Source organism: Streptomyces sp. NPDC051214 (assembly GCF_040682375.1).
Taxonomy (GTDB): domain Bacteria; phylum Actinomycetota; class Actinomycetes; order Streptomycetales; family Streptomycetaceae; genus Streptomyces.
In genome coordinates, this window is sequence record NZ_JBFBAT010000005.1 from 393,991 (window position 1) to 415,683 (window position 21,693).

Genomic DNA, 21,693 nt, shown 5'->3' on the forward strand with positions numbered 1-21,693 from the left:
CGTCAGCGCCGGACACCGGCCACCTCCCGCAGGTACTCCTTGCGGCAGAGCGGATTGCGGTCGGTCCGCGGCCGGTCCGGGGCCTCGCCCCGGACCGGCTGGTACCGCTCGAAGGCCGACTCCAGCTCACCCTCGCCACGTGTCAGCGAGGGCAGGAGCCGCTCCAGCTCGTGCACGCGGGCCGCCGGGATGTCCCCCTCGACGACGTACGAGGCTCCGTGCGCCGTCTGGGTGTGCGGAACCGCGCGGAGCCGTGAGAGCGCGGGCAGGAGCAGCCCGAACACGTCCTCGGGGACGCTGAGCCGGAAGCGGTGCAGCGGCTCGTGGACCGCCGTGCCCGCCCGCCGCAGCGCGCTGAGGAGGACCAGCGGGGACAGCTGCCGGAAGTCCCCGGCCGTGCTCGACATGCTCTTGTCGAAGGTGGCGTGCGCGTGGCTCTGGCGTGGCCAGTACCCGGAGTGCGTCATGGTGACGACACAGTCGCCGACCTCCCACCCGTGGACCCCCTGGTGCAGGGCCTCCCGCACGGACTCCTCGACGGCGCGGAAGAACGCGTACGGCATCGAACCGAGCTCGACCTCCAGGCGGAACTCCACGCCGGAACCGGGCGGGCCCGGGCCGACGCGCAGGCCGACGGTGGCGAGGAAGGGATTGTCGTCCTTGTCGATGATCTCGAAGGCCGAACCGCTGCCGGTCACGCGCTCCACGCAGATGGTGGTGGTCTCGCGGAACGTGACGTCGACGCCGTACTCGTCGAGGAGGGTCGCCTGGATGACCTCTTTCTGGACCTCTCCGTAGAGCGACACATGGACCTCCTGGCGCAGGTCGTCCTGCCGCAGGTCGATCAGCGGGTCCTGCTCGGCGAGCTGGGCGAGCGCGAGGTGCAGCGCGCCCCTGTCGCCGGGCCGTGCGGGCACGACGACGGTCTCCAGGGTGGGCGGCGCGAAGAAGTGCTGCCCGTCACCGCCCCTCCCCGCGTGGGGTACGCCGACGACGTCGCCTATCCGGATGTCGCCGAGCCCCCACAGCTTCCCGATCCACCCCGCGGCCACGCCCTCGCGCGGGGTGGCCGTCCCGCGGTCGAAGACGCTCACCGCGGTGACCTTGCCCTCGCGCCCGCCGCCGAACGGCAGCCGGTCCCGCGTGCGGATCGTCCCCGCGAACATCCGTACGTACGCGATCTTCTCCCCGGCGTCCCCGCGCTCGACCTTGAAGACGGTGCCGGACGCGGGGGCGTCGGCGAGCGGGGTCCCGTCCTCGGAGGGCAGCAACTCCCGGATTCCCGCGATGAGTTCGCCGACGCCCGCGCCGGTGGCGGCCGAACCGAAGAACACCGGGTGCACGAGCGCCTTCTTGGTCTGCGTGCCGAGTTCGGCGCGCAGCCGCCGTCCGGAGAGCCCGGCCTCGTCCTCGACGTACGCGGCGAGCAGGGCGTCGTCGTGCGCGGCGAGTACGTCGACGAGGCGGGCGGTGAAGGAGGGGTCGCCGTCCGCGAAGGGCACGAAGGCCCCGTCGCGCCCGCCGAGGCCGTGCGGTGTCCCCATGGGCACGATGTCCGGCACGAGCCGCTCGGAGAGGTCCCGGAGCAGTTCCTCGTGGCGCGCGCCGCGCCGGTCGATCTTGTTCACGAAGACGAGCGTGGGGATGCGCAGCCGCCGCAGTGTCCGCATGAGCACGCGCGTCTGCGCCTGGACGCCTTCGACGGCGGAGACGACGAGGACGGCACCGTCGAGCACGCTCAGGACCCGCTCCACCTCGGCGATGAAGTCCGGGTGACCGGGGGTGTCGATGAGGTTGACGGTGACGTCGTCGACGGCGAAGGAGACGACGGCGGATTTGATGGTGATGCCGCGCTGCCGCTCCAGGGCGAGTGAGTCGGTCTGGGTGTTCCCCGCATCGACGCGACCGATCTCGTCGATGACACCGGCGGCGTGCAGCAGCCGCTCGGTCAGGCTGGTCTTGCCGGCGTCAACATGCGCCAGGATGCCCAGGTTCAGGGTGTTGCACGTGCTCGACGTATGCACTGAGTGTCATGTCCTCTGGGTTGATGGCAGTTCCCTTCTGGCTGGACATGAACAAACGGCGCATTGCGTCTCCTCGACGGGTCTAGGCGTAGGCAGAGTGCAGCAGGGGGCGGGGCGCGGCGGCAACCGATTTATGCCTCGGTGCGTCTGGCGCTGCGCGAGCGGGCCTGGTGCGGGATTCTGGAGGGGAGGGATGTGAGAGCCATGAGAGTCATGCTGAGAGCACGTCTGGACACGCAGATCTCGAACGAGGCGATCAAGAACGGCACGCTGCCGAAGCTCATGCAGTCGGTGACGGAACAGCTCAAGCCCGAGGCGGCGTACTTCGGCCCCAGTGAGGGCGGGCGGGCCGCCACCTTCGTCTTCGACATGCAGGACAGCTCACAGATGCCGTCCATCGCGGAGCCGTTCTTCCTGGAACTCGGCGCCGAGGTCGAGATCTACCCCGTGATGAACGCGGAGGACCTGCGCAAAGGTCTCGCGTCGCTGCAGGGCTGAGGCAACGCGAAAGCACCCGGCTCCGCGCGGACGCCGGGTGCTTTCGTCTGTGCTCGTGAAGAGCCGACCGGTGGGTCAGGCCTTCTTGGTCTCCCAGAAGATCTTGTCGATCTGGGCGATGTAGTCCAGCGCCTTCTGGCCCGTGGCCGGGTCCGACGAGCCCTTGGCGGCCGAGAGGGCCTTCAGGGTGTCGTTGACCAGCTGGTGCAGCTCCGGGTACTTCTCGAAGTGCGGGGGCTTGAAGTAGTCGCTCCAGAGCACCGACACGTGGTGCTTGGCGAGCTCCGCGCGCTGCTCCTTGATGCCGATGGCGCGCGTCTGGAACTGCGCGTCGTCGTTGGCGGCCATCTTCTCCTGGACGGCCTTGACCGACTCCGCCTCGATGCGGGCCTGGGCCGGGTCGTACACGCCGCAGGGGAGGTCGCAGTGGGCGCTGACCTTTACCTTGGGGGCAAACAGGCGGGAAAGCATGCAGCGGTCCTTCCTCGTGATCGTCTTCTCAGGTGGGACATTACTCCGTGAGAGACGGCTTTTCGCGAGTGCCCCCATGGGCTTAGGACAAAAGTCCAGGGTCAGACTGGGACTCGTGGAGGATAGGACCGGGGAGGTGCGGGGATGCCGGAGCTGTCGCAGGAGAGCGAACGCAGAAGGGCCATCTTGCCGTTGGGCGCGGCCGAGGTGACCGGCCCTTCGATGGTGCCCACGCTGTACCACGGGGATCGCCTGGTGGTGCAGTGGGGCGCACGGGTCCGAGCGGGTGACGTGGTGGTGCTCCGCCATCCGTTCCAGCAGGACCTGTTGGTCGTCAAGCGGGCCGCCGAGCGGCGCGAGGGCGGCTGGTGGGTGCTCGGGGACAACACGTACGCCGGCGGGGACAGCACGGACTACGGCACGGTGCCCGAGGAACTCGTCCTGGGGAAGGTGTGGTTCCGCTACCGCCCGCCGCAGTTCGGCTCCGGTCAGCGCTCGCCGTTCACCCTGCTGCGCTGGGCCGTTTCCGCCGCGCGCCCCGTGCTGGCCGACCGCTCCGTCTCCAGGCGCTTGCGGGCGCGGTAGGCGGCGACGTTGGCGCGGGTCGCGCAGCGGTCCGAGCAGTAGCGCCGGGAGCGGTTGGTCGACGTGTCGAGATAGGCGTTGCGGCACGGCGCTGCCTCGCACAGGCCCAGGCGGTCCACGCCGTGCTCGGTGAGGTGGAAGGCCAGGCCCATCGCGGCGATCGCCGCGTAGCCGGACGTCGCGTTCGACGGGTGGTCGGCCAGGTGCATGTGCCACAGCGGGTGACCGTCGTCGTCGCGGTGGTCGTGCCCCGAGATCTGCGGGCTGACCGGGAACTCCATGAGCAGTGAGTTCAGCAGATCGACCGCCAGGGTCTCGTCGCCGCCGTCGGCCGCCTCGAAGACCGACCTGAGCCGGCCCCGCACCGAACGGAAGCGGGTGACATCGGAATCCGTGGCACGCCGTGCCGCCTGCGCATTGCCTCCGAACAGCTCACGGACCGCCTCGACCGACGTGAGCGCGTCCTTGTTGCGACCCGGCTCCTCGCTGTTGACCAGACGTACGGCGTAGTCCGAGTAATAGGCCAGTTCCACTTGTAGTCCTTACCGGGGCGGGCTATCTTCGTCAGGTGCGTGAGTAACAGTTGCGCGTGCTTCTAGGGTATTACGAGAGCGTATTACGTACGGGAGGGCTTCTCATGACGGAAACGGTGTCCAAGGCCGACTGGCGCGCGTGGCAGGACAGCTGGGACCGGCAGCAGGAGTGGTATCTGCCCGACCGCGAGGAGCGGTTCCGGGTCATGCTGGACATGGTCGAGGCCGTGGTCGGCACCGAACCGCGCGTCCTCGACCTCGCGTGCGGTACGGGGAGTATTACGGACCGGTTGCTCAAGAGGTTCCCGAAGGCGGTCAGTACGGGCGTCGACCTCGACCCCGCGCTTCTGGCCATCGCCGAGGGCACCTTCGCCGGGGACGACCGCGTCACGTTCGTCACCGCGGACCTCAAGGACCCCGAGTGGACGGCCCAGCTCCCGTACGACTCGTACGACGCCGTCCTCACCGCCACCGCCCTGCACTGGCTGCACAGCGAGCCCCTCACCGCCCTCTACGGGCAGCTCGCGGGGCTCGTCAGGGACGGCGGCGTCTTCCTGAACGCCGACCACATGCCCGACCCGGCGACGCCCCGCCTGAACGCCGCCGACCGGGCCCAGCGGCACGCCCGCATGGACCAGGCCAAGGCCGAAGGCGCCCTGGACTGGCGCGACTGGTGGGACCTCGCCGCCAAGGACCCGGTGCTCGCGGGCCCCACCGCCAAGCGCTTCGAGATCTACGGCGAGCACGCGGACGGCGACACCCCCTCGCCCGAGTGGCACGCGCGGACGCTGCGCGACGCGGGCTTCGGCGAGGCGCGCACGGTGTGGTCGTCGCCCTCGGACGCGATGGTGCTCGGCCTCAAGTAGCGGAACACGAAGGGGCGGTACGGATCGTGGATCCGTACCGCCCCTTCGGCGTATGCAGGTGTCACAGGACCGCTTTACAGGACCTTCGACAGGAAGGACTGCGTCCGCTCGTGCTGCGGATTGGTCAGGACGTCGCGCGGGGTGCCTGACTCGACCACGACGCCCTCGTCCATGAAGACGAGGCTGTCGCCGACCTCGCGTGCGAAGCCCATCTCGTGCGTGACGACGACCATCGTCATGCCGGACTCCGCGAGGTCGCGCATGACGTCGAGCACGTCACCGACGAGCTCGGGGTCGAGCGCCGACGTCGGCTCGTCGAAGAGCATCAGCTTCGGCTCCATCGCGAGCGCGCGGGCGATGGCCACGCGCTGCTGCTGGCCGCCCGAGAGCTGCGAGGGGTAGTTCTTCGCCTTGTCGGCGAGGCCGACGCGCTCCAGAAGCTGCCCGGCACGCTCCCTCGCCGCCGCCTTCGTCTCGCCCTTGACCTGGATCGGCGCCTCCATGACGTTTTCGAGGGCCGTCATGTGCGGAAAGAGGTTGAAGCGCTGGAAGACCATCCCGATGTCCCGGCGCTTGAGGGCGACTTCGCTGTCCTTGAGCTCGTACAGCTTGTCCCCCTTCTGCCGGTAGCCGACCAGTTCGCCGTCGACGTAGAGCCGGCCGGCGTTGATCTTCTCCAGGTGGTTGATGCAGCGCAGGAACGTCGACTTGCCGGAGCCGGACGGGCCGATGAGGCAGAAGACCTCACCCGACTTGACCTCCAGGTCGATGCCCTTGAGGACCTCGACGTGGCCGAAGGACTTGTGGACGCCCTCGGACTTCACCATGGCGGTGGTCATCAGCGCACACCTCCCGCGCGGTTGCCGAGCGACAACATGTTGGCCTTGATCTTCTGGAACGGGGTGTCCGGCAGGGAGCGCGACGAACCGCGTGCGTAGTAACGCTCCAGGTAGTACTGCCCGACGCTGAGGATCGACGTCATGATCAGGTACCAGCACGCGGCGAGCAGCAGGGTCTCCACCGTCGCGCCGGACGAGGTGCCGATGTCCTGCGCGTACCGCAGGAGTTCGTAGTACTGGACCGCCGCGACCAGCGACGTCGTCTTCAGCATGTTGATGACTTCGTTGCCCGTCGGCGGCACGACCACGCGCATCGCCTGTGGGAGCACGACCCGGCGCAGCGTCTTGCCGTGGCTCATGCCGAGCGCGTGCGAGGCCTCGGTCTGGCCCTCGTCGACCGAGAGCAGACCGGCGCGGCAGATCTCCGCCATGTACGCCGCTTCGTTGAGACCCAGGCCGAGCAGCGCCGTCAGGAACGGCGTCATGAAGTCCGACCACTCGTCCTTGTAGACGGGGCCGAGGTTCACGTAGTCGAAGACGAAGCCGAGGTTGAACCAGACGAAGAGCTGGACCAGGACCGGCGTACCGCGGAAGAACCAGATGTAGAACCAGGCGATCGACGAGGTCACCGGGTTCCTCGACATCCGCATGACCGAGAGGATGACGCCGCCGACCACGCCGATGATCATCGACAGGGCGGTCAGGATCAGGGTCTCGCGGACGCCCTTGAGGATGCGGTCGTCGAAGAAGTTCTCGGGGATCGCGTTCCAGTTGATGTCGCCCTGGGAGAACGCGTAGACGATCGCGGCGAGCGCCGCGATGGCGACGACAGCGGCGACGTACCGGCCGTAGTGCCGGACCGGGATGGCCTTGATGGCCTCGGGGTGGGAGGACGGGGGTGTGTCCTCCGGCCCCTTCTTGGAGATGTCGGTTGTCACGGGAGTGGCCTTTCAGCGGCGAGACGTTTTACGCGGTCACTTGCCGCCGTTGATCTGGGCTTCCTTGACCGCGCCGTCCTCGACGCCCCACTTCGAGATGATCTTGTCGTACTCGCCGTTCTTGATGATCGCGTCGAGCGCGGCCTTGATCGCGTCCCGCAGCTCGGGGTTCTTCTTGGAGATCGCGATGCCGTACGGAGCGGCCTCGACCTGCTCGCCCACCAGCTCGAAGTCCTTGCCGCCGCCCGAGGTCTTCACCGCGTACGCGGCGACCGGGAAGTCGGACGAGCCCGCGTCCGCGCCGCCGGAGCGCAGGCGGGTCTGGGCCTGCTGGTCGTTGTCGAACGACTCGATGGTGATCTTCTTGCCGCCCTTGCACTTCTTCGACTCGGCCTTGGCCAGGTCGTGCGAGACGGTGCCGCGCTGGACGACGATCTTCTTGCCGCAGAGGTCGCTCCAGGTCTTGATGCCCTGGTCGTCGCCCTTCTTGGTGTAGATCGAGACGCCGGCCGTGAAGTAGTCGACGAAGTCGACGCCGTCGCCGATCTTCTTGCCGGTCTCCTCGTCGACGCCTTCCTGGCGGTTCTTCGTGTCGGTCATCGCCGACATCGCGAGGTCGTAGCGCTTGGAGCGCAGACCGCCGAGCAGCGTGTCGAAGGTGCCGTTGTCGAACTGGAACTCCACGCCGAGCTGCTTGCCCAGGGCGGCGCCGAGGTCGGGGTCGATGCCGACGGTCTTGCCCGACTTGTCCTTGAACTCGACGGGCGGGTACGCGATGTCCGAACCGACCTTGATGACACCCGCGTCACGGATGTCCTTGGGGAGCTTGTCGGCGAGCGGTGCGTTGCTCACCTTCTCGCCGCCCTCGTCCTTGCTCTTGGTCTGGTCACCGCAACCGGTCAGCAGCAGCGCACCGGCGACCGCGATCGCGCCGACCGTGGCCATCCGGGACTTCGCGGACTTACCGGCGGTGGTACGACAAATGGAGCGTGCGGTCATGAGGGTCCTCCGGCGGATGAGGGAGTTGCCGAGCGGTCGTGCACACACCTTCGGGTGTCGCGACCTCGTGTGATGACCGCATCTTGCCATTCGGACCGTCCGATTCTGGGTGCCAGAGATGTCAAAATCGGATAACGGGTCACCTGGCAACCCCGACAGGCCGGGACAACAGGGCCGTACCGGCCCGGAACGAAGTACCGCCATTTGAGATCTTCGGTGAATCTCGGGTGAATCTCGCGATGTGGACCGGTGACGGGCTCGCCACGAAAAATCCGGGGATCGGCCCGCCGCAGGCCCGTCTCCCGTTGTTGTCGGACCACTACAACGGTCAAGGGCACCTCAGGTAACCAATCCCACTCGCCCATGCCGAGCACCGTCAGGTAGAAAGGTGCGTTACACCCCTCATCCGGGGCCCAGGGCGCGTGTGCGGCGCGCTCGCGTGTCTGTACCTCCCTCCGCCGACAGGCGGGGAACAGACGCGGTGCCCGCCCACTTCTCAACCAGGAGTGGACACCCTCAACTGATGATTTAAGACTTAAGGGGTAAGACAAGTGGCAGCGGAGATCGTCAATCCTCGCAGCGACAGCAATACGGGTCACGAAGGCGCTGAAGAGCCCTTCGATCCGGCGTTCGCGCTGCACCGTGGCGGCAAGATGGCCGTGCAGGCCACCGTGCCCGTGCGGGACAAGGACGACCTGTCCCTGGCGTATACGCCCGGCGTCGCGAAAGTGTGCACCGCGATCGCCGAGCAGCCGGAGCTGGTGAACGACTACACATGGAAGTCGAACGTCGTGGCCGTGGTCACCGACGGCACGGCCGTGCTCGGCCTCGGTGACATCGGCCCCGAGGCCTCCCTCCCCGTGATGGAGGGCAAGGCCATTCTTTTCAAGCAGTTCGGCGGCGTGGACGCGGTCCCGATCGCGCTCGCGACGACGGACGCGGACGAGATCGTCGAGACCGTGGTGCGCCTCGCGCCGTCCTTCGGCGGCGTCAACCTCGAGGACATCTCGGCCCCGCGCTGCTTCGAGATCGAGCGCAAGCTCCAGGAGCGGCTCGACATTCCGGTCTTCCACGACGACCAGCACGGCACGGCGGTCGTCACGCTCGCCGCGCTGCGGAACGCGGCACGGCTGACCGGGCGCACGCTCGGTGAGCTGCGCGCCGTGATCTCCGGTGCCGGTGCGGCCGGGGTCGCCATCGCCAAGTTCCTGCTCGAGGCGGGCCTCGGCGATGTGGCGGTCGCGGACCGCAAGGGCGTCGTGAGCCGGGACCGGGACGACCTCACCCCGGTCAAGCGTGAGCTCGCGGAGATCACCAACAAGGCCGGGCTCAGCGGTTCGCTGGAGAGCGCCCTCGCGGGTGCGGACGTGTTCATCGGCGTCTCGGGCGGCACCGTCCCCGAGCCCGCGGTCGCCTCCATGGCGCCGAACTCGTTCGTGTTCGCCATGGCCAACCCGAACCCCGAGGTGCACCCCGACATCGCCCACAAGTACGCGGCCGTCGTCGCGACCGGGCGCTCGGACTACCCGAACCAGATCAACAACGTGCTGGCCTTCCCCGGCATCTTCGCGGGCGCGCTGCAGGTGCGGGCCTCGCGCATCACCGAGACGATGAAGATCGCCGCCGCGGAGGCGCTGGCCGGCGTGGTGGGCGACGAGCTCTCCGCCGACTACGTGATCCCCTCGCCGTTCGACGAGAGGGTCGCCCCGGCGGTCACCGCGGCCGTTGCGGCTGCCGCTCGGGCCGAAGGCGTGGCTCGCCGCTGATCGGTGCGCCGCACGGTGTGACCCGCGCCCCCGTCTCGTACGCACGTGGTGTGTACGGGGCGGGGGCGCGGCGCGTGTCACAGTCCTGCGTGGTTACGTACGGGTAGGGCCCACGCCTATCGTCTGCCACATGTTCGCTGCCTACGCCGCCCGCATCGACCGTGACCAGCCGCTCAACGGACTTGAGTTGGGGGAGCGTCCCGCCCCCGACCCCAGGCCCGGCTGGTCGACCGTGAACGTCCGGGCCGCCTCTCTCAACCACCACGACCTGTGGTCCCTGCGCGGGGTCGGTCTCCCCGACGCCCGGCTGCCGATGATCCTCGGCTGCGACGCCGCGGGCATCGACGAGCACGGCAACGAGGTCGTCCTGCACTCCGTCATCGGCCAGACCGGCCATGGGGTCGGTCCCGCGGAGGGCCGCTCCATCCTGACCGAGAAGTACCAGGGGACGTTCGCCGAACAGGTCGCCGTCCCCACGTGGAATCTGCTGCCGAAGCCGAAGGACCTGTCGTTCGCCGAGGCGGCCTGCCTGCCGACGGCGTGGCTCACCGCGTACCGCATGCTCTTCACCAACGCCGGGGTGCGTCCCGGGGATTCGGTCCTCGTCCAGGGCGCCGGTGGCGGTGTCGCGACGGCCGCGATCGTGCTCGGCAAGGCCGCGGGGCTGCGGGTCTTCGCCACGAGCCGCGACGAGGCGAAGCGGAAGCGGGCCCTGGAGCTCGGCGCGGTGGAGGCCGTCGAGGCCGGCGCGCGGCTGCCGCAGCGGGTGGACGCCGTCATCGAGACGGTGGGGGCGGCAACGTGGTCGCACTCCGTCAAGTCCCTCAAGCCGGGCGGCACTCTGGTGATCTCGGGGGCGACCAGTGGTGACCGTCCCTCGCACGCGGAACTGACCCGCATCTTCTTCCTGGAGCTGAAGATCGTCGGTTCGACGATGGGGACCAAGGACGAACTGGAGGACCTGCTGGCCTTCTGCGCGGCCACGGGCGTACGTCCCGTCATCGACGAGGTGCTGCCGCTCGACCGGGCACGCGAGGGCTTCGAGCGCCTGCAGTCCGGCGACCTGTTCGGGAAGATCGTGCTCGAGGGCGCCTGAGCCCGGGGTGGGCCCCTGGGCAGCCAGGGTGTCAACATTGGTTGACATCGCCTCCCTGTCAACGTAAGTTGACGTGCATGACCGAAGCTACGGATCTCGCCGAGCGTGCGGGTGACCGTGACCCACGAGTCGGACTGCGGGCCGTCTCCGCGCTGCGGAGGCTGGTGGAGCAGTTGGAGGCCGTGCAGGTGCGCAGTGCGCGCCGGCAGGGCTGGTCGTGGCAGGGGATCGCCGCGGAGCTCGGAGTGAGCAGGCAGGCCGTGCACAAGAAGTACGGGAGGCAGTGATGTTCGAGCGGTTCACGAAGGACGCCCGCGCCGTCGTCAAGGGCGCGGTCGAGCATGCCGAGGGCGAAGGCGCGGCCTGCGTCGACGACGGGCACATGCTCCTCGCGCTGCTCGACCGCGAGGCGAGCCGGGCGTCCTTCGCCCTGGCCTCGCTCGGGGCCACGCGCCGCCGCGACTCGATCGAGGGCGCCCTGGGCGAGGCGCGCCGCCGCGGTGGCCTCTCGCAGGCCGACACGGAGGCCCTTGCGGGACTCGGCATCGACGTGTCCGAGATCGTCTCCCGGGTCGAGGAGGTCCATGGCGCCGGAGCGCTGGCGGGCGGGCGCGGGGCCGGACGCCCCGGCCGGAGCTGGAGCGGGCACCGGCCGTTCACCCGCGAGGCCAAGGACACCCTGGTGAAGTCCCTGCGCATGGCCACCGCCCGCAGGGACCGCCAGATCGGCGACGAACACATCCTGTTCGCCCTGACCGTCCGCCCCGGAATCGTCAGCGAGGTACTCGCGGACCATGGCGTGACCCACGAGTCGGTGGAGCGGGTGCTGTACGGCTCCGGAGCAGGCCCTGGCCCCGGCTCCGACCCCGGCCCCGTGTAGGCGGCCGGCGGCCTTGGCGCCCCGGGGTCAGCCCTTCGGTGTGCGCAGGGTCGCGGCGATGTGGGCCGCCGCCGACGACAAGTGACGGCGCGCGTCCCGCAGTTGGTCCTCCGTCACGCCGTGGTCCCTTGCGGCGTCGCGGATGTCGTCACGGAAGCGGTCCAGGAGGCGGTCCAGGTCCCGTGACGGATTGCCGGTGGTGTCCTCCTGGGCCCACTCCGGGACGTACTCCGTGGGGACCCCGTCCTCCGGGGCCGAGGTGAACTTGGGCTCCTCGGCGGTGGAGGACGGCCCCTTGCGGCCGAAGTCACCGAAGTCCTTGCCCAGGTCCTTGCCGAGATCCTTGCCGAAGTCGCCGAACTCCTTGGCCAGTTCCGTCAGGCCCTCGCGGACCCCGGTCGGCCAGTCACCCCGCGTGAAGTGGTCCTGCACCTGGTCCTGGACGCGCCGCGCGATGCGCTGCACCTCCTCCTGGACCTGGGCGCGGGCCGTCTCCTGCGCGTCCTGGGCCTGGCGGCGGGCACGCTGGGCGTCCTCGCGTGCCCTGCGGGTCTCGTCCTTCGCCCGCCGCGCCTGCTCCTTCCACTCCGTCCGCGCGCGCTTGAACTCCTCCTTGGCCTGGCGCCAGCCCTCCTTGTCGCCCCAGGACCCGTCGAAGAAGTCCGAGGGGTCGGGGAAGGGCCTGCCGGAGCCGGAACCGGAGCCGGATTCGGAGCCGGAACCCGCCCCGCTCCTGGCCCCGCTCTTGCCCTCGGCCCCGCCACCGGACGCGCGCGCCTCCTTGGCCGCCTCCCGCATCTCCCGGCGGAGCTCACCGGCCGCGCCCCGCACGCCGTCCCGGATCTCCGCGGCGAGCTCGGCGACGGAGTCGCGGATCTCCAGCTCCAGGTCGGCCAGCTCACCGCTGCGGTCGGCCAGTTCGGCGCGGCCCGCGTCCGTGATGGCGTACACCTTGCGGCCGCCTTCCGTGGTGTGCGTGACCAGGCCCTCGGCCTCCAGCTTCGCCAGGCGCGGATAGACCGTGCCAGCCGACGGTGCGTAAAGGCCCTGGAAGCGCTCCTCCAGGAGGCGGATCACCTCATAGCCGTGGCGCGGCGCCTCGTCGAGGAGCTTCAGCAGATACAGGCGCAGTCGGCCATGGGCGAACACGGGGGCCATCTCAGAGCACCTTCTTGTCGGTCGGGGCGGCGTCGTCGGTCGGGGGAGCGTCCGTCGGGTCCGGCGGGCCGGTCGGGGAAGCGGTCGGCGGGACCGCGTCGGAAAGATCTTCCTCCGCCGGCGGCCTGCGCAGCAGCGCGATGGACCCCGAGACCGTCGTCGCCCTGAGCTTTCCGCTGCCCGATCCCAGACGGCCGGTGATCTTCTTCGCCCCCCACTGGCCGCTGACCCGCAGATCCTCGAACGCGTTGGACACCGCGCCGCTCGCGGTGTTCGCCTCGACGTCCGTGTCCGTCGGATGGGGCAACCGGATCGCTATCTCGCCCGACACGCTCGTCAGGCCGATGTCGGCCGGAACGCCCGCCGGGTCGAGATCCACGATCATCGAGCCGCTCACCGAATCGGCCCGGACGGAGGACCCCGCTCCCTCGAAGACCGTCAGATCGCCGGAGACGGAGTTGAAGCGCAGGTCGCCGGTGATGCCCTGGGCCTCCACGCTGCCCGAGACCGTATCGGCGCGGACCCGGCCCGAGAGGCCGACGAAGGTCGTGTCGCCGGTGACCCCCTTGACCTCCGTGCTCCCCTCGATCCCCGAGACCACGGCGCCCGCCCCGACCACGCCCACCTCGACGCGGGTGCCCGCGGGGACGGCCAGGGAGACCACCGCGCTGCGGCGCCAGCCCTTGCGGTCGAGCCACTTGAGGAAGCCCTTCCAGGGCAGGTCGTCATAGGCCACGGTCAGCACGCCGTCGGCCTGCGTGACGGTCAGCGGCGGCCCCTCGATCTCGGAGACCTCGAGGCGGGCGGAAACTTCGTCGGTGCCCACGACGTTCACCGTTCCGTTGACCACGCGCACGTGGAGGGTCTTCACGGGGGCGTCGAACGTGAGCTTCTGGGGCTCGGCGACGGACCACTCTGACATCGGGCTGACCTCCTCGGCGTACTGGGCTGCTGTGGACGGGAGGGCCGAAAGCCCGGACAACAACGCGCCATATCGCGTCTCTGCAATACACGATATATCGCGGTCACGGAAAGTCAAGACACCTTCGCTTCTCTGCGCCGAATACGGTGATTTGACCTAGCGTGGGGCCATGTCGTCCGAAGCTTTCGAGCAGGTCTCCGCCGCCGGTGCGCTGCTGCTCTGCCGGGCCGAACCCGACGCGGTCGAGCCCGCCGCCCGCTTGTTGCGCGAACCGATGCTGCTCGCCCCCGCGGGGCGCGAGTGGAGCGTCCTGGTGCCCGAGGGCAAACCCTGGGTGCACGGCGACGAACCGGTGGACCGGGTGCTCACGGGGTGGGCCACCGCGCTCGCCGTCGGGGCCTCCTGGCCCGTACTGGCGCTGTGGTGGGACTCCGACCGCTCGGGCTGCACCCTCGCCGCGGGTTTCCGGCGCACCGTCGAGTACGTGTGGCTGGCGAACGGGACGCCCGTGGGCGAGGACGAGGCGCTGCGGACCTTCGCCGCCCGGCTCGGCCTCGACCCCGTCCTGGACATGCAGGCGCTGGAGGCCCTGGGGCGCCCCGACACGGAGTCAGACGCCCGCGCGCGGCTCCTCGGGCTGCTCGCCGTCCTCGCGCGGGCGGAGGTGGCCCTCCCGGCCGGCCTCGGCCCCGGGGAACCCGCGGACCGGCTGCGCACGGTGGCACGCGTGGCGCCGGGAGCACGGGAGGTCGAGTGGTCCGGGTGGCGGGACGCGGTGCGGGCAGAGCTGGACGTGGTCGAGCGGGGGCCCTTCGGGCCCTGGCTGCGGGGACCCCGGGCGCGCGCCCTCGCGGTGGCGCAGATGGCCGTGGGGCTGCCGCTGGCGGCATGGGCGGTGCGGCGGCGCAGCGGGGGATGGGCCGTGGCCGGCGCACTCCTGCTGGTGCACGGCTCCCTGGGGCTTGCCTACGACAGGGTGCGGGCCGCCGACGCCGGGGAGGCGCGGGGTTGAGTTCGGCGGATGACGGGCTCTACTCGTCCTCGTCCTCGTCGTCCAGGCGGGCCAGCCAGGTCGCCAGGCGCTCCACCGGGACCTCGAAGTCCGGGTTGAGGTCCACGAAGGTGCGGAGCTGCTCGGCGAGCCACTCGAAGGTGACTTCCTCCTCGCCGCGCCGCTTCTCCAGCTCCTCGATGCCACGGTCGGTGAAGTACAAGACAGGCTCCGCGATTGACGAACGACTACGGACGAGCGACTGCTCGGGACATTCAGGATAAGCCGATACGCCGGTGGGCCCGGCCCCGGGTGACAAGCACTCGGGACCGGGCCCACCGCCGTACGAAACGCTCGAACGAACCGCTCGGACGAACCGCTCGGGCCTACGCCTCGAAGACCTCGCTCAGGAGCTGCTCCTGCTCCTGCTCGTGACGCTTCTTCGAGCCGACCGCCGGGGACGAGCCGTGCGGCCGCGAGATGCGGCGCAGGCGCTCGCCGTGCGGGATGTCCGCGCCGACCGCCAGGTCCAGGTGGTCGATGAGGTTGAGGGCGATGAAGGGCCACGCGCCCTGGTTCGCCGGCTCCTCCTGCGCCCACAGGTACTTCTCGGCGTTCGGGTACTTCGCGATCTCCGCCTGGAGCTCGGCACCCGGCAGCGGGTACAGACGCTCGATGCGGATGATCGCGGTGTCCTTGACCTCGCGCTTCTTCCGCTCGGCCTCCAGGTCGTAGTACAGCTTGCCGGAGCAGAAGACGACCTTGCGGACCGCCGACGCCTCGACCGAGTCGTCGCCGATGACCGGGCGGAAGCCACCCGTCGTGAACTCCTCCGTCTTCGAGGCGGCCGCCTTGAGGCGCAGCATCGACTTCGGGGTGAAGACCACCAGCGGCTTGTGGTGCGGGTTGTGCACCTGCCACCGCAGAAGGTGGAAGTAGTTCGACGGAAGGGTCGGCATCGCGACCGTCATGTTGTTCTGCGCGCACAGCTGGAGGAAGCGCTCGATGCGGGCGGACGAGTGGTCCGGTCCCTGGCCCTCGTAGCCGTGCGGAAGCAGCAGCGTGACGCCGGAGTGCTGGTTCCACTTCTGCTCGGCGGCCGAGATGTACTCGTCCACCACCGTCTGCGCGCCGTTGACGAAGTCACCGAACTGCGCTTCCCACATGACGAGGGACTCGGGACGGGCCAGCGAGTAGCCGTACTCGAAGCCCATCACCGCGTACTCGGAGAGCAGCGAGTCGTAGACGTTGTAGCGCGCCTGGTCCTCGGAGAGGTACAGGAGCGGCGTGAAGTCCTCGCCCGTCTCGCGGTCGATGAGGACCGCGTGGCGCTGACCGAACGTGCCACGACGCGAGTCCTGGCCCGACAGACGGACCGGCGTGCCCTCCAGGAGCAGCGAGCCGATGGCGAGGGTCTCGCCCATGCCCCAGTCGATCGTGCCTTCCTCGACCATCGACGCGCGGCGCTGCAGCTGCGGCAGCAGTCGCGGGTGGACGGTGACCCGGTCGGGGATGTTGACCTGGGACTCGGCGATCCGCTTGACGACTTCCTGGGTGATCGACGTGTCGACGTTCACCGGGAACTCGGCCTCGGGGGCCGGGACCTCGGCCTCGGCGGGCTGCGAGATGGCCTCGCGGACCTCTGTGAAGACCTTCTCCAGCTGGCCCTGGAAGTCCTGCAGGGCCTGCTCGGCCTCTTCCAGGGTGATGTCGCCGCGACCGATGAGGGACTCGGTGTAGAGCTTGCGCACCGAGCGCTTCTTGTCGATCAGGTCGTACATCAGGGGCTGCGTGAACGCCGGGTTGTCCGACTCGTTGTGACCGCGGCGGCGGTAGCAGATGAGGTCGATCACGACGTCCTTGTTGAACGCCTGACGGAACTCGAAGGCGAGCCGCGCGATGCGGACGACGGCCTCGGGGTCGTCGCCGTTCACGTGGAAGATCGGCGCCTCGATCATGCGGGCCACGTCGGTGGCGTACATGGAGGAGCGCGACGACTCCGGGGCGGCGGTGAAGCCGACCTGGTTGTTGATGACGATGTGGACCGTGCCGCCCGTGCGGTAACCGCGCAGCTGCGACATGTTCAGCGTCTCGGCGACCACACCCTGGCCCGCGAAGGCCGCGTCACCGTGCAGGGCGACCGGCAGGACCGTGAAGTCCGTGCCGCCCTTGTTGATGATGTCCTGCTTGGCGCGGGTGATGCCCTCGATGACCGGGTCGACCGTCTCCAGGTGGGACGGGTTCGCGGCGAGCGAGACCTTGATCTGCTCGCCGTCCAGGCCGGTGAAGGTGCCCTCGGCGCCCAGGTGGTACTTCACGTCGCCGGAGCCGTGCATGGACTTGGGGTCCATGTTGCCCTCGAACTCGCGGAAGATCTGGGCGTACGACTTGCCCACGATGTTCGCGAGGACGTTCAGGCGGCCGCGGTGGGCCATGCCGATGACGACCTCGTCCAGACGCGACTCGGCGGCGCTGTCGATGACGGCGTCGAGCAGCGGGATGACGGACTCGCCGCCCTCCAGGGAGAAGCGCTTCTGGCCGACGTACTTCGTCTGGAGGAACGTCTCGAAGGCCTCCGCCGCGTTCAGCCTGCGCAGGATGCGCAGCTGCTCCTCGCGCTCCGGCTTGCTGGCGTGGGTGCGCTCGATGCGGTCCTGCAGCCACTTGCGCTGCTTCGGGTCCTGGATGTGCATGAACTCGATGCCGGTGGTGCGGCAGTACGAGTCGCGCAGGACGCCGAGGACGTCGCGCAGCTTCATCATCGACTTGCCGGCGAAGCCGCCGACCGCGAACTCGCGCTCCAGGTCCCACAGGGTGAGGCCGTGCTCGGTGATGTCCAGGTCGGGGTGCTTGCGCTGCTTGTACTCCAGCGGGTCCGTGTCGGCCATGACGTGGCCGCGGACGCGGTAGGAGTGGATCAGCTCGAAGACGCGGGCGGCCTTCGTGACGTCGTCGTCGTGCGAGGCGTCGATGTCCTTGAGCCAGCGGACCGGCTCGTACGGGATGCGCAGCGCCTTGAAGATCTCGTCGTAGAAGTCGTTCTCGCCGAGCAGCAGGTTCGCGACGATCCGCAGGAACTCGCCGGAGGCGGCGCCCTGGATCACCCGGTGGTCGTAGGTCGACGTGAGCGTCATGACCTTCGAGATGCCGAGCTTGTTCAGGGTGTCCTGGGAGGTGCCCTGGAACTCCGCGGGGTAGTCCATCGAGCCGACGCCCATGATGACCGACTGTCCGGGCATCAGGCGGGGGACCGAGTGGACGGTGCCGAGGCCACCGGGGTTGGTCAGCGAGACCGTGACGCCGGTGAAGTCGTCCATGCCGAGCTTGCCGTCGCGAGCGCGGCGGACGATGTCCTCGTAGGCCTGCCAGAACTCGAAGAAGTTCAGCGTCTCGGCCTTCTTGATGCCCGCGACGACCAGCTGACGGTCGCCGTTGGGCTTCACGAGGTCGATGGCGAGGCCGAAGTTGATGTGCTCCGGCTTGACCAGCGTCGGCTTGCCGTCCTTCTGCACGAAGGAGTAGTTCATCGACGGCATGGCCTTGATGGCCTGCACCATCGCGTACCCGATGAGGTGCGTGAAGGAGATCTTCCCGCCGCGGGCGCGCTTGAGGTGGTTGTTGATGACGATGCGGTTGTCGAAGAGCAGCTTCACCGGGACCGCGCGGACCGACGTCGCCGTCGGGACCTCCACGGAGGCGTTCATGTTCTTCGCGACCGCGGCGGCGGGGCCGCGCAGCGTCACGTACTCGGGTCCTGCCGGGGCCTCCGTGGCGGGCTCCGCCTTGGCGGCGGGCTTCGCGGCCGCGGGCTTGGCGGCGGGGGCCGGAGCGGCGGCCGCGGGCTTCGCAGCCGGGGCTGCGGGCGCGGCGGGCGCTGCGGGCTTCTCGGGGGCCGCAGGAGCGGCCGCGGGCTTCGCCGGTTCGGCGGGAGCACTGGTGGCCGCAGCCCCCGCGGCTGCGTCACCCGCCGGCTTGGCCGGGGCGGCGGTCGGTGACGCGCCCGCTCCTGGCTTGTAGTCGGCGAAGAAGTCCCACCAGGCTCGGTCGACCGAATTCGGGTCCTGGAGGTACTGCTGATAGATCTCGTCGACGAGCCACTCATTGGGACCGAAGGCAGCAGCAGGGCTCTTGCCTTGCCCGTCTTGGTCGGTCGAGATGCTCGAGCTACTGGGGGACTGTGACGACACGGCGGTAACCGCCCTCTTCCGCTTCACAAGGTGATGGACAGCGGGAATCAAGGCTACGCCTCCATCACCGCCAGGTGCAGGCCGGGCCCGTCATCCGTCGCGTAAGTCACACTGGACGGATGGTTTCGGCGGCGTAAATGGCGGGAAACAAGCGAGGTTCCGGAACGCCGGATTGCCGCGCGGGCCCTGCCCTGCGCGGCGGCTTCACCCGGGCGCGCTTCCGATGCGCCCGCGAATCGCTTCCGTTTCGAACGATACGTCAACTTCGCAGTTCGGGCAGGCCCGGAAGGGTGACCTGGATCCGGCAGCCGCGAGGGGATTCGGCCACTCCGATGTGACCGCCGTGCAGATCGACCGCCCAGCGCGCGATGGCGAGCCCGAGTCCGGTGCCGCCGTCGCTGCCGGGTCCCTGCGGAGGAGTGTTCGCGTGACTGCCGCGGTTGAAGCGCTCGAAGACCCGGTGCCACTCCGACTCCGGGATGCCGGGGCCCTCGTCGAGGACCTCCAGGTCCAGGGACTCGGGGTAGAGGCCGCGCCGGGCGCGCACGGTGACGCGGCCGTGCGGCGGGCTGTGCTTGACCGCGTTGTCGATGAGGTTCGCCACGACCTGGTGCAGGCGCTCGGCGTCGGCGTGCGCGGTCAGCTCCGGCGGCGTCACGTCCAGGTGCAGATGCACGTCCGTACGCGTGTGGCTGCCGGAGCCCGACGCGATGCCCGCGCGCGCGGAGGCCACCATGTTGGCCTCCTTGAGGACGCCCGACAGATAGGGCCACACCTCGAAGCGGCGGGCCTTCAGCGGCACGACGCCGTTGTCCAGGCGGGACAGGTCGAGCAGCGTCTCCACGAGCCGCCCGAGCCGTTCCGTCTGCTTCAGGGCCGTACGCATGGTCTCCGGGTCGGCGGCGGACACTCCGTCGACGACGTTCTCCAGGACCGCGCGCAGCGCCGCGATGGGGGTGCGCAGCTCGTGCGAGACGTTGGCGACCAGCTCCTTGCGCTGCTGGTCCTGGGCCTCCAGGTCGTCCGCCATGCGGTTGATCGTGGTGGCCACGTCGCCCAGCTCGTCGCGGCGGTCGGCGCCGCGCACCCGGCGCGTGTAGTCGCCGTGCGAGACGGCGCGCGCCACGGAGTTCATCTCGTCCAGGGGCGCGGTGAGGCTGTGCGCCACGAACTGCGTGATCAGCAGCGTGGCGATCACGGAGAAGACGGTGATGAAGCGCAGCTCCGTCTCCGTCTTCATCGCCACCATCAGCAGACCCGTGGTGATGAAGACCGAGACGACCACCAGGGTGCCGAGCTTGGTCTTGATGGAGAACGGCCGCAGCCCGCCGAAGGGACCGGTCATCGGACGGCCCACCTCACGGGGTCGGGGTCTCCAGGGCGTATCCCACGCCGTGCACCGTACGGATCCGCTCGGCGCCGATCTTCCGGCGCAGGGCCTTGATGTGGCTGTCGACGGTCCGGGTGCCCGAGGCGTCCGCCCAGTCCCACACCTCGGTGAGCAGCTGCTCGCGCGAGAGCACCGCACGCGGTGTGTTGGCCAGGCAGACGAGCAGGTCGAACTCCGTCGGCGTCAGATGGACGTCCTCGCTGCGCACTCTGACCCGCCGCTGGGCGTGGTCGATCTCCAGCTCGCCGAGCCGCAGGATGCCGCTGCGCGGGGTGGTCGCGGCGAGCGCGGCCCGCTCGACCCTGCGCAGCAGGACGTGCACGCGGGCCGCGAGCTCCCGCATGGAGAACGGCTTGGTCATGTAGTCGTCGGCGCCGACGCCGAGCCCGACCAGCATGTCCGTCTCGTCGTCGCGCGCCGTCAGCATGAGGACCGGCACCGGCCGCTGGGCCTGCACCCGGCGGCACACTTCAAGCCCGTCGAAGCCCGGCAGCATGATGTCCAGGATCAGCAGATCGGGCTGCCAAGCCTGTGCGGTGTCGACCGCCGACGGACCGTCGCCCGCCGTTTGCACTACGAAACCCTCGGCGCGTAGCCGGGCGGCGATGGCGTCGACGATCGTCGGGTCGTCCTCGACCACCAGAACCCGGCGCTGGGCGCCTGGCATCGCCGCCGTCGCGCCGTTGTGGGAGGTGTGTGTCTGCTCCATCGCCCGCCCCTGACACTGATCGCTTGTGTTCGGTCAGCAGGGTACGGGTCGCGAAGGCACCTCGGCTACGCAGCCCTGACGCCGAGATGAACCACGTCGGGTACGCCTCGGGCAACGGGGATCTCTTCCGTCCGTACCGACTGGAACCCGGCATTCCGTAGAGCGAAGTCGAAAGCGGACGAGGGCTTGGCGGACCATACGGCGAGCACTCCGCCGGGACGGAGGCGAGCCTGACAGGCCGCCAGACCGGCCGGAGAATAGAGGGAGTTGTTGTCCTCCGTCACCGTCCAGTCCGGCCCGTTGTCGATGTCCAGACAGAGCGCGTCGTACGTCCTCGGGGCGCCCTCAGGGGTGTCGGCGCCGACGAGATGCGCCACCAGGTCTGTGTGCAGGATCTCCGTGCGCGGATCGGCGAGCGCGGCGCCGGAGAGCCCGGCCAGCGGGGCGTCCGGGCCTGCGCGGTGCCAGTCGATGATGGCCTGCTCGCGCTCGACGACCGTAATGCGGCCCCAGCGCGGGTCGGCCGCCGCGTGGGCCAGGGAGAAGCCGACGCCCAGGCCGCCGATGAGCAGGGCGGGCTCCCGTGGGTCGTCGAGGGCGTCGTACGCCGCGTCGACGAGGAGCCGCTCCGAGCGGCCGTCCGAAGTGTCCATCAGGAAACAGCCGTTGGCGATGATCTGCAGAAGCGCACCATGGCGCCGCAGTACGACCTCGCCGTACGGCCCCTCGCGCCGGTCGATGACGACGGGGGCGGTGGTGTGGGTTTGCATGGCGGTCAGGGTATGACCGCAGGAGGCGCGGTTCGGGGCGGACGCCGACACGGGCTCTTGGGTTGCTGTGA

At 69.6% G+C, this 21,693-nt stretch carries 21 protein-coding genes; 8 read left to right on the top strand and 13 right to left on the bottom strand.

Annotated elements, in window-relative coordinates; genetic code table 11:
* Positions 1–2 precede the first annotated feature (2 nt).
* A complete protein-coding gene (locus tag AB0M70_RS15720; RefSeq protein WP_365820438.1) occupies positions 3–2,024 on the bottom strand; it encodes a translation factor GTPase family protein in 2,022 nt (673 codons plus the stop codon).
* 204 nt (positions 2,025–2,228) lie between these two features.
* On the opposite strand from AB0M70_RS15720, the gene AB0M70_RS15725 reads away from it, so the two are divergent.
* On the top strand, positions 2,229–2,522 hold the full coding sequence (locus AB0M70_RS15725) for a hypothetical protein (protein WP_365820440.1): 294 nt from the start codon (positions 2,229–2,231) through the stop codon (positions 2,520–2,522).
* 75 nt (positions 2,523–2,597) lie between these two features.
* Here the strand turns inward: AB0M70_RS15725 and sodN are convergent, their stop codons facing one another.
* On the bottom strand, positions 2,598–2,993 hold the full coding sequence (gene sodN / locus AB0M70_RS15730; protein WP_160507177.1) for a superoxide dismutase, Ni: 396 nt from the start codon (positions 2,991–2,993) through the stop codon (positions 2,598–2,600).
* Positions 2,994–3,137: 144 nt separating this feature from the next.
* Between sodN and sodX the strand changes: the two genes are divergently transcribed.
* Positions 3,138–3,578 (top strand): nickel-type superoxide dismutase maturation protease, encoded by a 441-nt coding sequence (gene sodX, locus AB0M70_RS15735; protein ID WP_363209217.1) that lies wholly within the window; start codon positions 3,138–3,140, stop codon positions 3,576–3,578.
* On the opposite strand, the gene AB0M70_RS15740 is transcribed toward sodX, so the two are convergent.
* Complete coding sequence (locus AB0M70_RS15740; protein ID WP_365820442.1) at positions 3,482–4,111, bottom strand: CGNR zinc finger domain-containing protein; 630 nt, start codon at positions 4,109–4,111, stop codon at positions 3,482–3,484. The two genes, sodX and AB0M70_RS15740, sit on opposite strands and share 97 nt — an antisense overlap.
* Before the next feature lie 104 nt (positions 4,112–4,215).
* Here AB0M70_RS15740 and AB0M70_RS15745 point away from each other — a divergent pair, with 104 nt between their 5' ends.
* On the top strand, positions 4,216–4,977 hold the full coding sequence (locus AB0M70_RS15745; protein ID WP_365820444.1) for a class I SAM-dependent methyltransferase: 762 nt from the start codon (positions 4,216–4,218) through the stop codon (positions 4,975–4,977).
* A gap of 74 nt (positions 4,978–5,051) precedes the next feature.
* On the opposite strand, the gene AB0M70_RS15750 is transcribed toward AB0M70_RS15745, so the two are convergent.
* The 3 genes from AB0M70_RS15750 to AB0M70_RS15760 are packed head-to-tail and all read right to left on the bottom strand — an operon-like array spanning position 5,052 to position 7,753.
* Complete coding sequence (locus AB0M70_RS15750) at positions 5,052–5,804, bottom strand: amino acid ABC transporter ATP-binding protein (RefSeq protein WP_365820690.1); 753 nt, start codon at positions 5,802–5,804, stop codon at positions 5,052–5,054.
* A gap of 11 nt (positions 5,805–5,815) precedes the next feature.
* The gene (locus AB0M70_RS15755) at positions 5,816–6,754 is read right to left on the bottom strand and encodes an amino acid ABC transporter permease (protein WP_365820446.1); all 939 of its coding nucleotides are present in this window, start codon (positions 6,752–6,754) and stop codon (positions 5,816–5,818) included.
* A gap of 36 nt (positions 6,755–6,790) precedes the next feature.
* Positions 6,791–7,753, bottom strand: coding sequence for an ABC transporter substrate-binding protein (locus AB0M70_RS15760; protein ID WP_365820448.1), 963 nt, complete (start codon positions 7,751–7,753; stop codon positions 6,791–6,793).
* Positions 7,754–8,304: 551 nt separating this feature from the next.
* Between AB0M70_RS15760 and AB0M70_RS15765 the strand changes: the two genes are divergently transcribed.
* The 4 genes from AB0M70_RS15765 to AB0M70_RS15780 all read left to right on the top strand — a co-directional run bounded on the left by AB0M70_RS15765 (position 8,305) and on the right by AB0M70_RS15780 (position 11,495).
* Positions 8,305–9,519, top strand: a complete 1,215-nt coding sequence (locus AB0M70_RS15765; protein ID WP_363209222.1) for an NADP-dependent malic enzyme — start codon at positions 8,305–8,307, stop codon at positions 9,517–9,519.
* Between the two features lie 130 nt (positions 9,520–9,649).
* Positions 9,650–10,615, top strand: coding sequence for a zinc-binding dehydrogenase (locus AB0M70_RS15770; protein WP_365820450.1), 966 nt, complete (start codon positions 9,650–9,652; stop codon positions 10,613–10,615).
* Positions 10,616–10,692: 77 nt separating this feature from the next.
* The gene (locus AB0M70_RS15775) at positions 10,693–10,902 is read left to right on the top strand and encodes a helix-turn-helix domain-containing protein (RefSeq protein WP_361833496.1); all 210 of its coding nucleotides are present in this window, start codon (positions 10,693–10,695) and stop codon (positions 10,900–10,902) included.
* Positions 10,902–11,495, top strand: a complete 594-nt coding sequence (locus AB0M70_RS15780) for a Clp protease N-terminal domain-containing protein (RefSeq protein WP_365820452.1) — start codon at positions 10,902–10,904, stop codon at positions 11,493–11,495. The genes AB0M70_RS15775 and AB0M70_RS15780 overlap by 1 nt, the downstream gene beginning before the upstream one ends.
* Before the next feature lie 27 nt (positions 11,496–11,522).
* On the opposite strand, the gene AB0M70_RS15785 is transcribed toward AB0M70_RS15780, so the two are convergent.
* Entirely contained in the window at positions 11,523–12,653 is a 1,131-nt protein-coding gene (locus AB0M70_RS15785) for a helix-turn-helix transcriptional regulator (protein ID WP_365820454.1), read from the bottom strand.
* 1 nt (position 12,654) lies between these two features.
* Complete coding sequence (locus tag AB0M70_RS15790; RefSeq protein ID WP_365820456.1) at positions 12,655–13,575, bottom strand: DUF4097 family beta strand repeat-containing protein; 921 nt, start codon at positions 13,573–13,575, stop codon at positions 12,655–12,657.
* A gap of 169 nt (positions 13,576–13,744) precedes the next feature.
* Here AB0M70_RS15790 and AB0M70_RS15795 point away from each other — a divergent pair, with 169 nt between their 5' ends.
* Complete coding sequence (locus AB0M70_RS15795) at positions 13,745–14,587, top strand: hypothetical protein (RefSeq protein ID WP_365820458.1); 843 nt, start codon at positions 13,745–13,747, stop codon at positions 14,585–14,587.
* 19 nt (positions 14,588–14,606) lie between these two features.
* Here the strand turns inward: AB0M70_RS15795 and AB0M70_RS15800 are convergent, their stop codons facing one another.
* From AB0M70_RS15800 to AB0M70_RS15820, 5 genes are all read right to left on the bottom strand, one after another.
* The gene (locus AB0M70_RS15800) at positions 14,607–14,789 is read right to left on the bottom strand and encodes a DUF6104 family protein (RefSeq protein ID WP_003961784.1); all 183 of its coding nucleotides are present in this window, start codon (positions 14,787–14,789) and stop codon (positions 14,607–14,609) included.
* A gap of 163 nt (positions 14,790–14,952) precedes the next feature.
* Positions 14,953–18,753 carry a multifunctional oxoglutarate decarboxylase/oxoglutarate dehydrogenase thiamine pyrophosphate-binding subunit/dihydrolipoyllysine-residue succinyltransferase subunit gene (locus AB0M70_RS15805; protein ID WP_365820460.1) on the bottom strand — a complete coding sequence of 1,267 codons (3,801 nt, stop codon included), beginning with the start codon at positions 18,751–18,753 and terminating at the stop codon, positions 14,953–14,955.
* Positions 18,754–19,012: 259 nt separating this feature from the next.
* Positions 19,013–20,098: a HAMP domain-containing sensor histidine kinase gene (locus AB0M70_RS15810; protein ID WP_365820462.1), complete on the bottom strand. Its 1,086-nt coding sequence runs from the start codon at positions 20,096–20,098 to the stop codon at positions 19,013–19,015.
* 13 nt (positions 20,099–20,111) lie between these two features.
* Positions 20,112–20,852 (bottom strand): response regulator transcription factor, encoded by a 741-nt coding sequence (locus AB0M70_RS15815; protein WP_365820464.1) that lies wholly within the window; start codon positions 20,850–20,852, stop codon positions 20,112–20,114.
* A 65-nt stretch (positions 20,853–20,917) separates the two neighbouring features.
* Positions 20,918–21,622, bottom strand: coding sequence for a spermidine synthase (locus AB0M70_RS15820; RefSeq protein ID WP_365820466.1), 705 nt, complete (start codon positions 21,620–21,622; stop codon positions 20,918–20,920).
* Positions 21,623–21,693 lie beyond the last annotated feature (71 nt).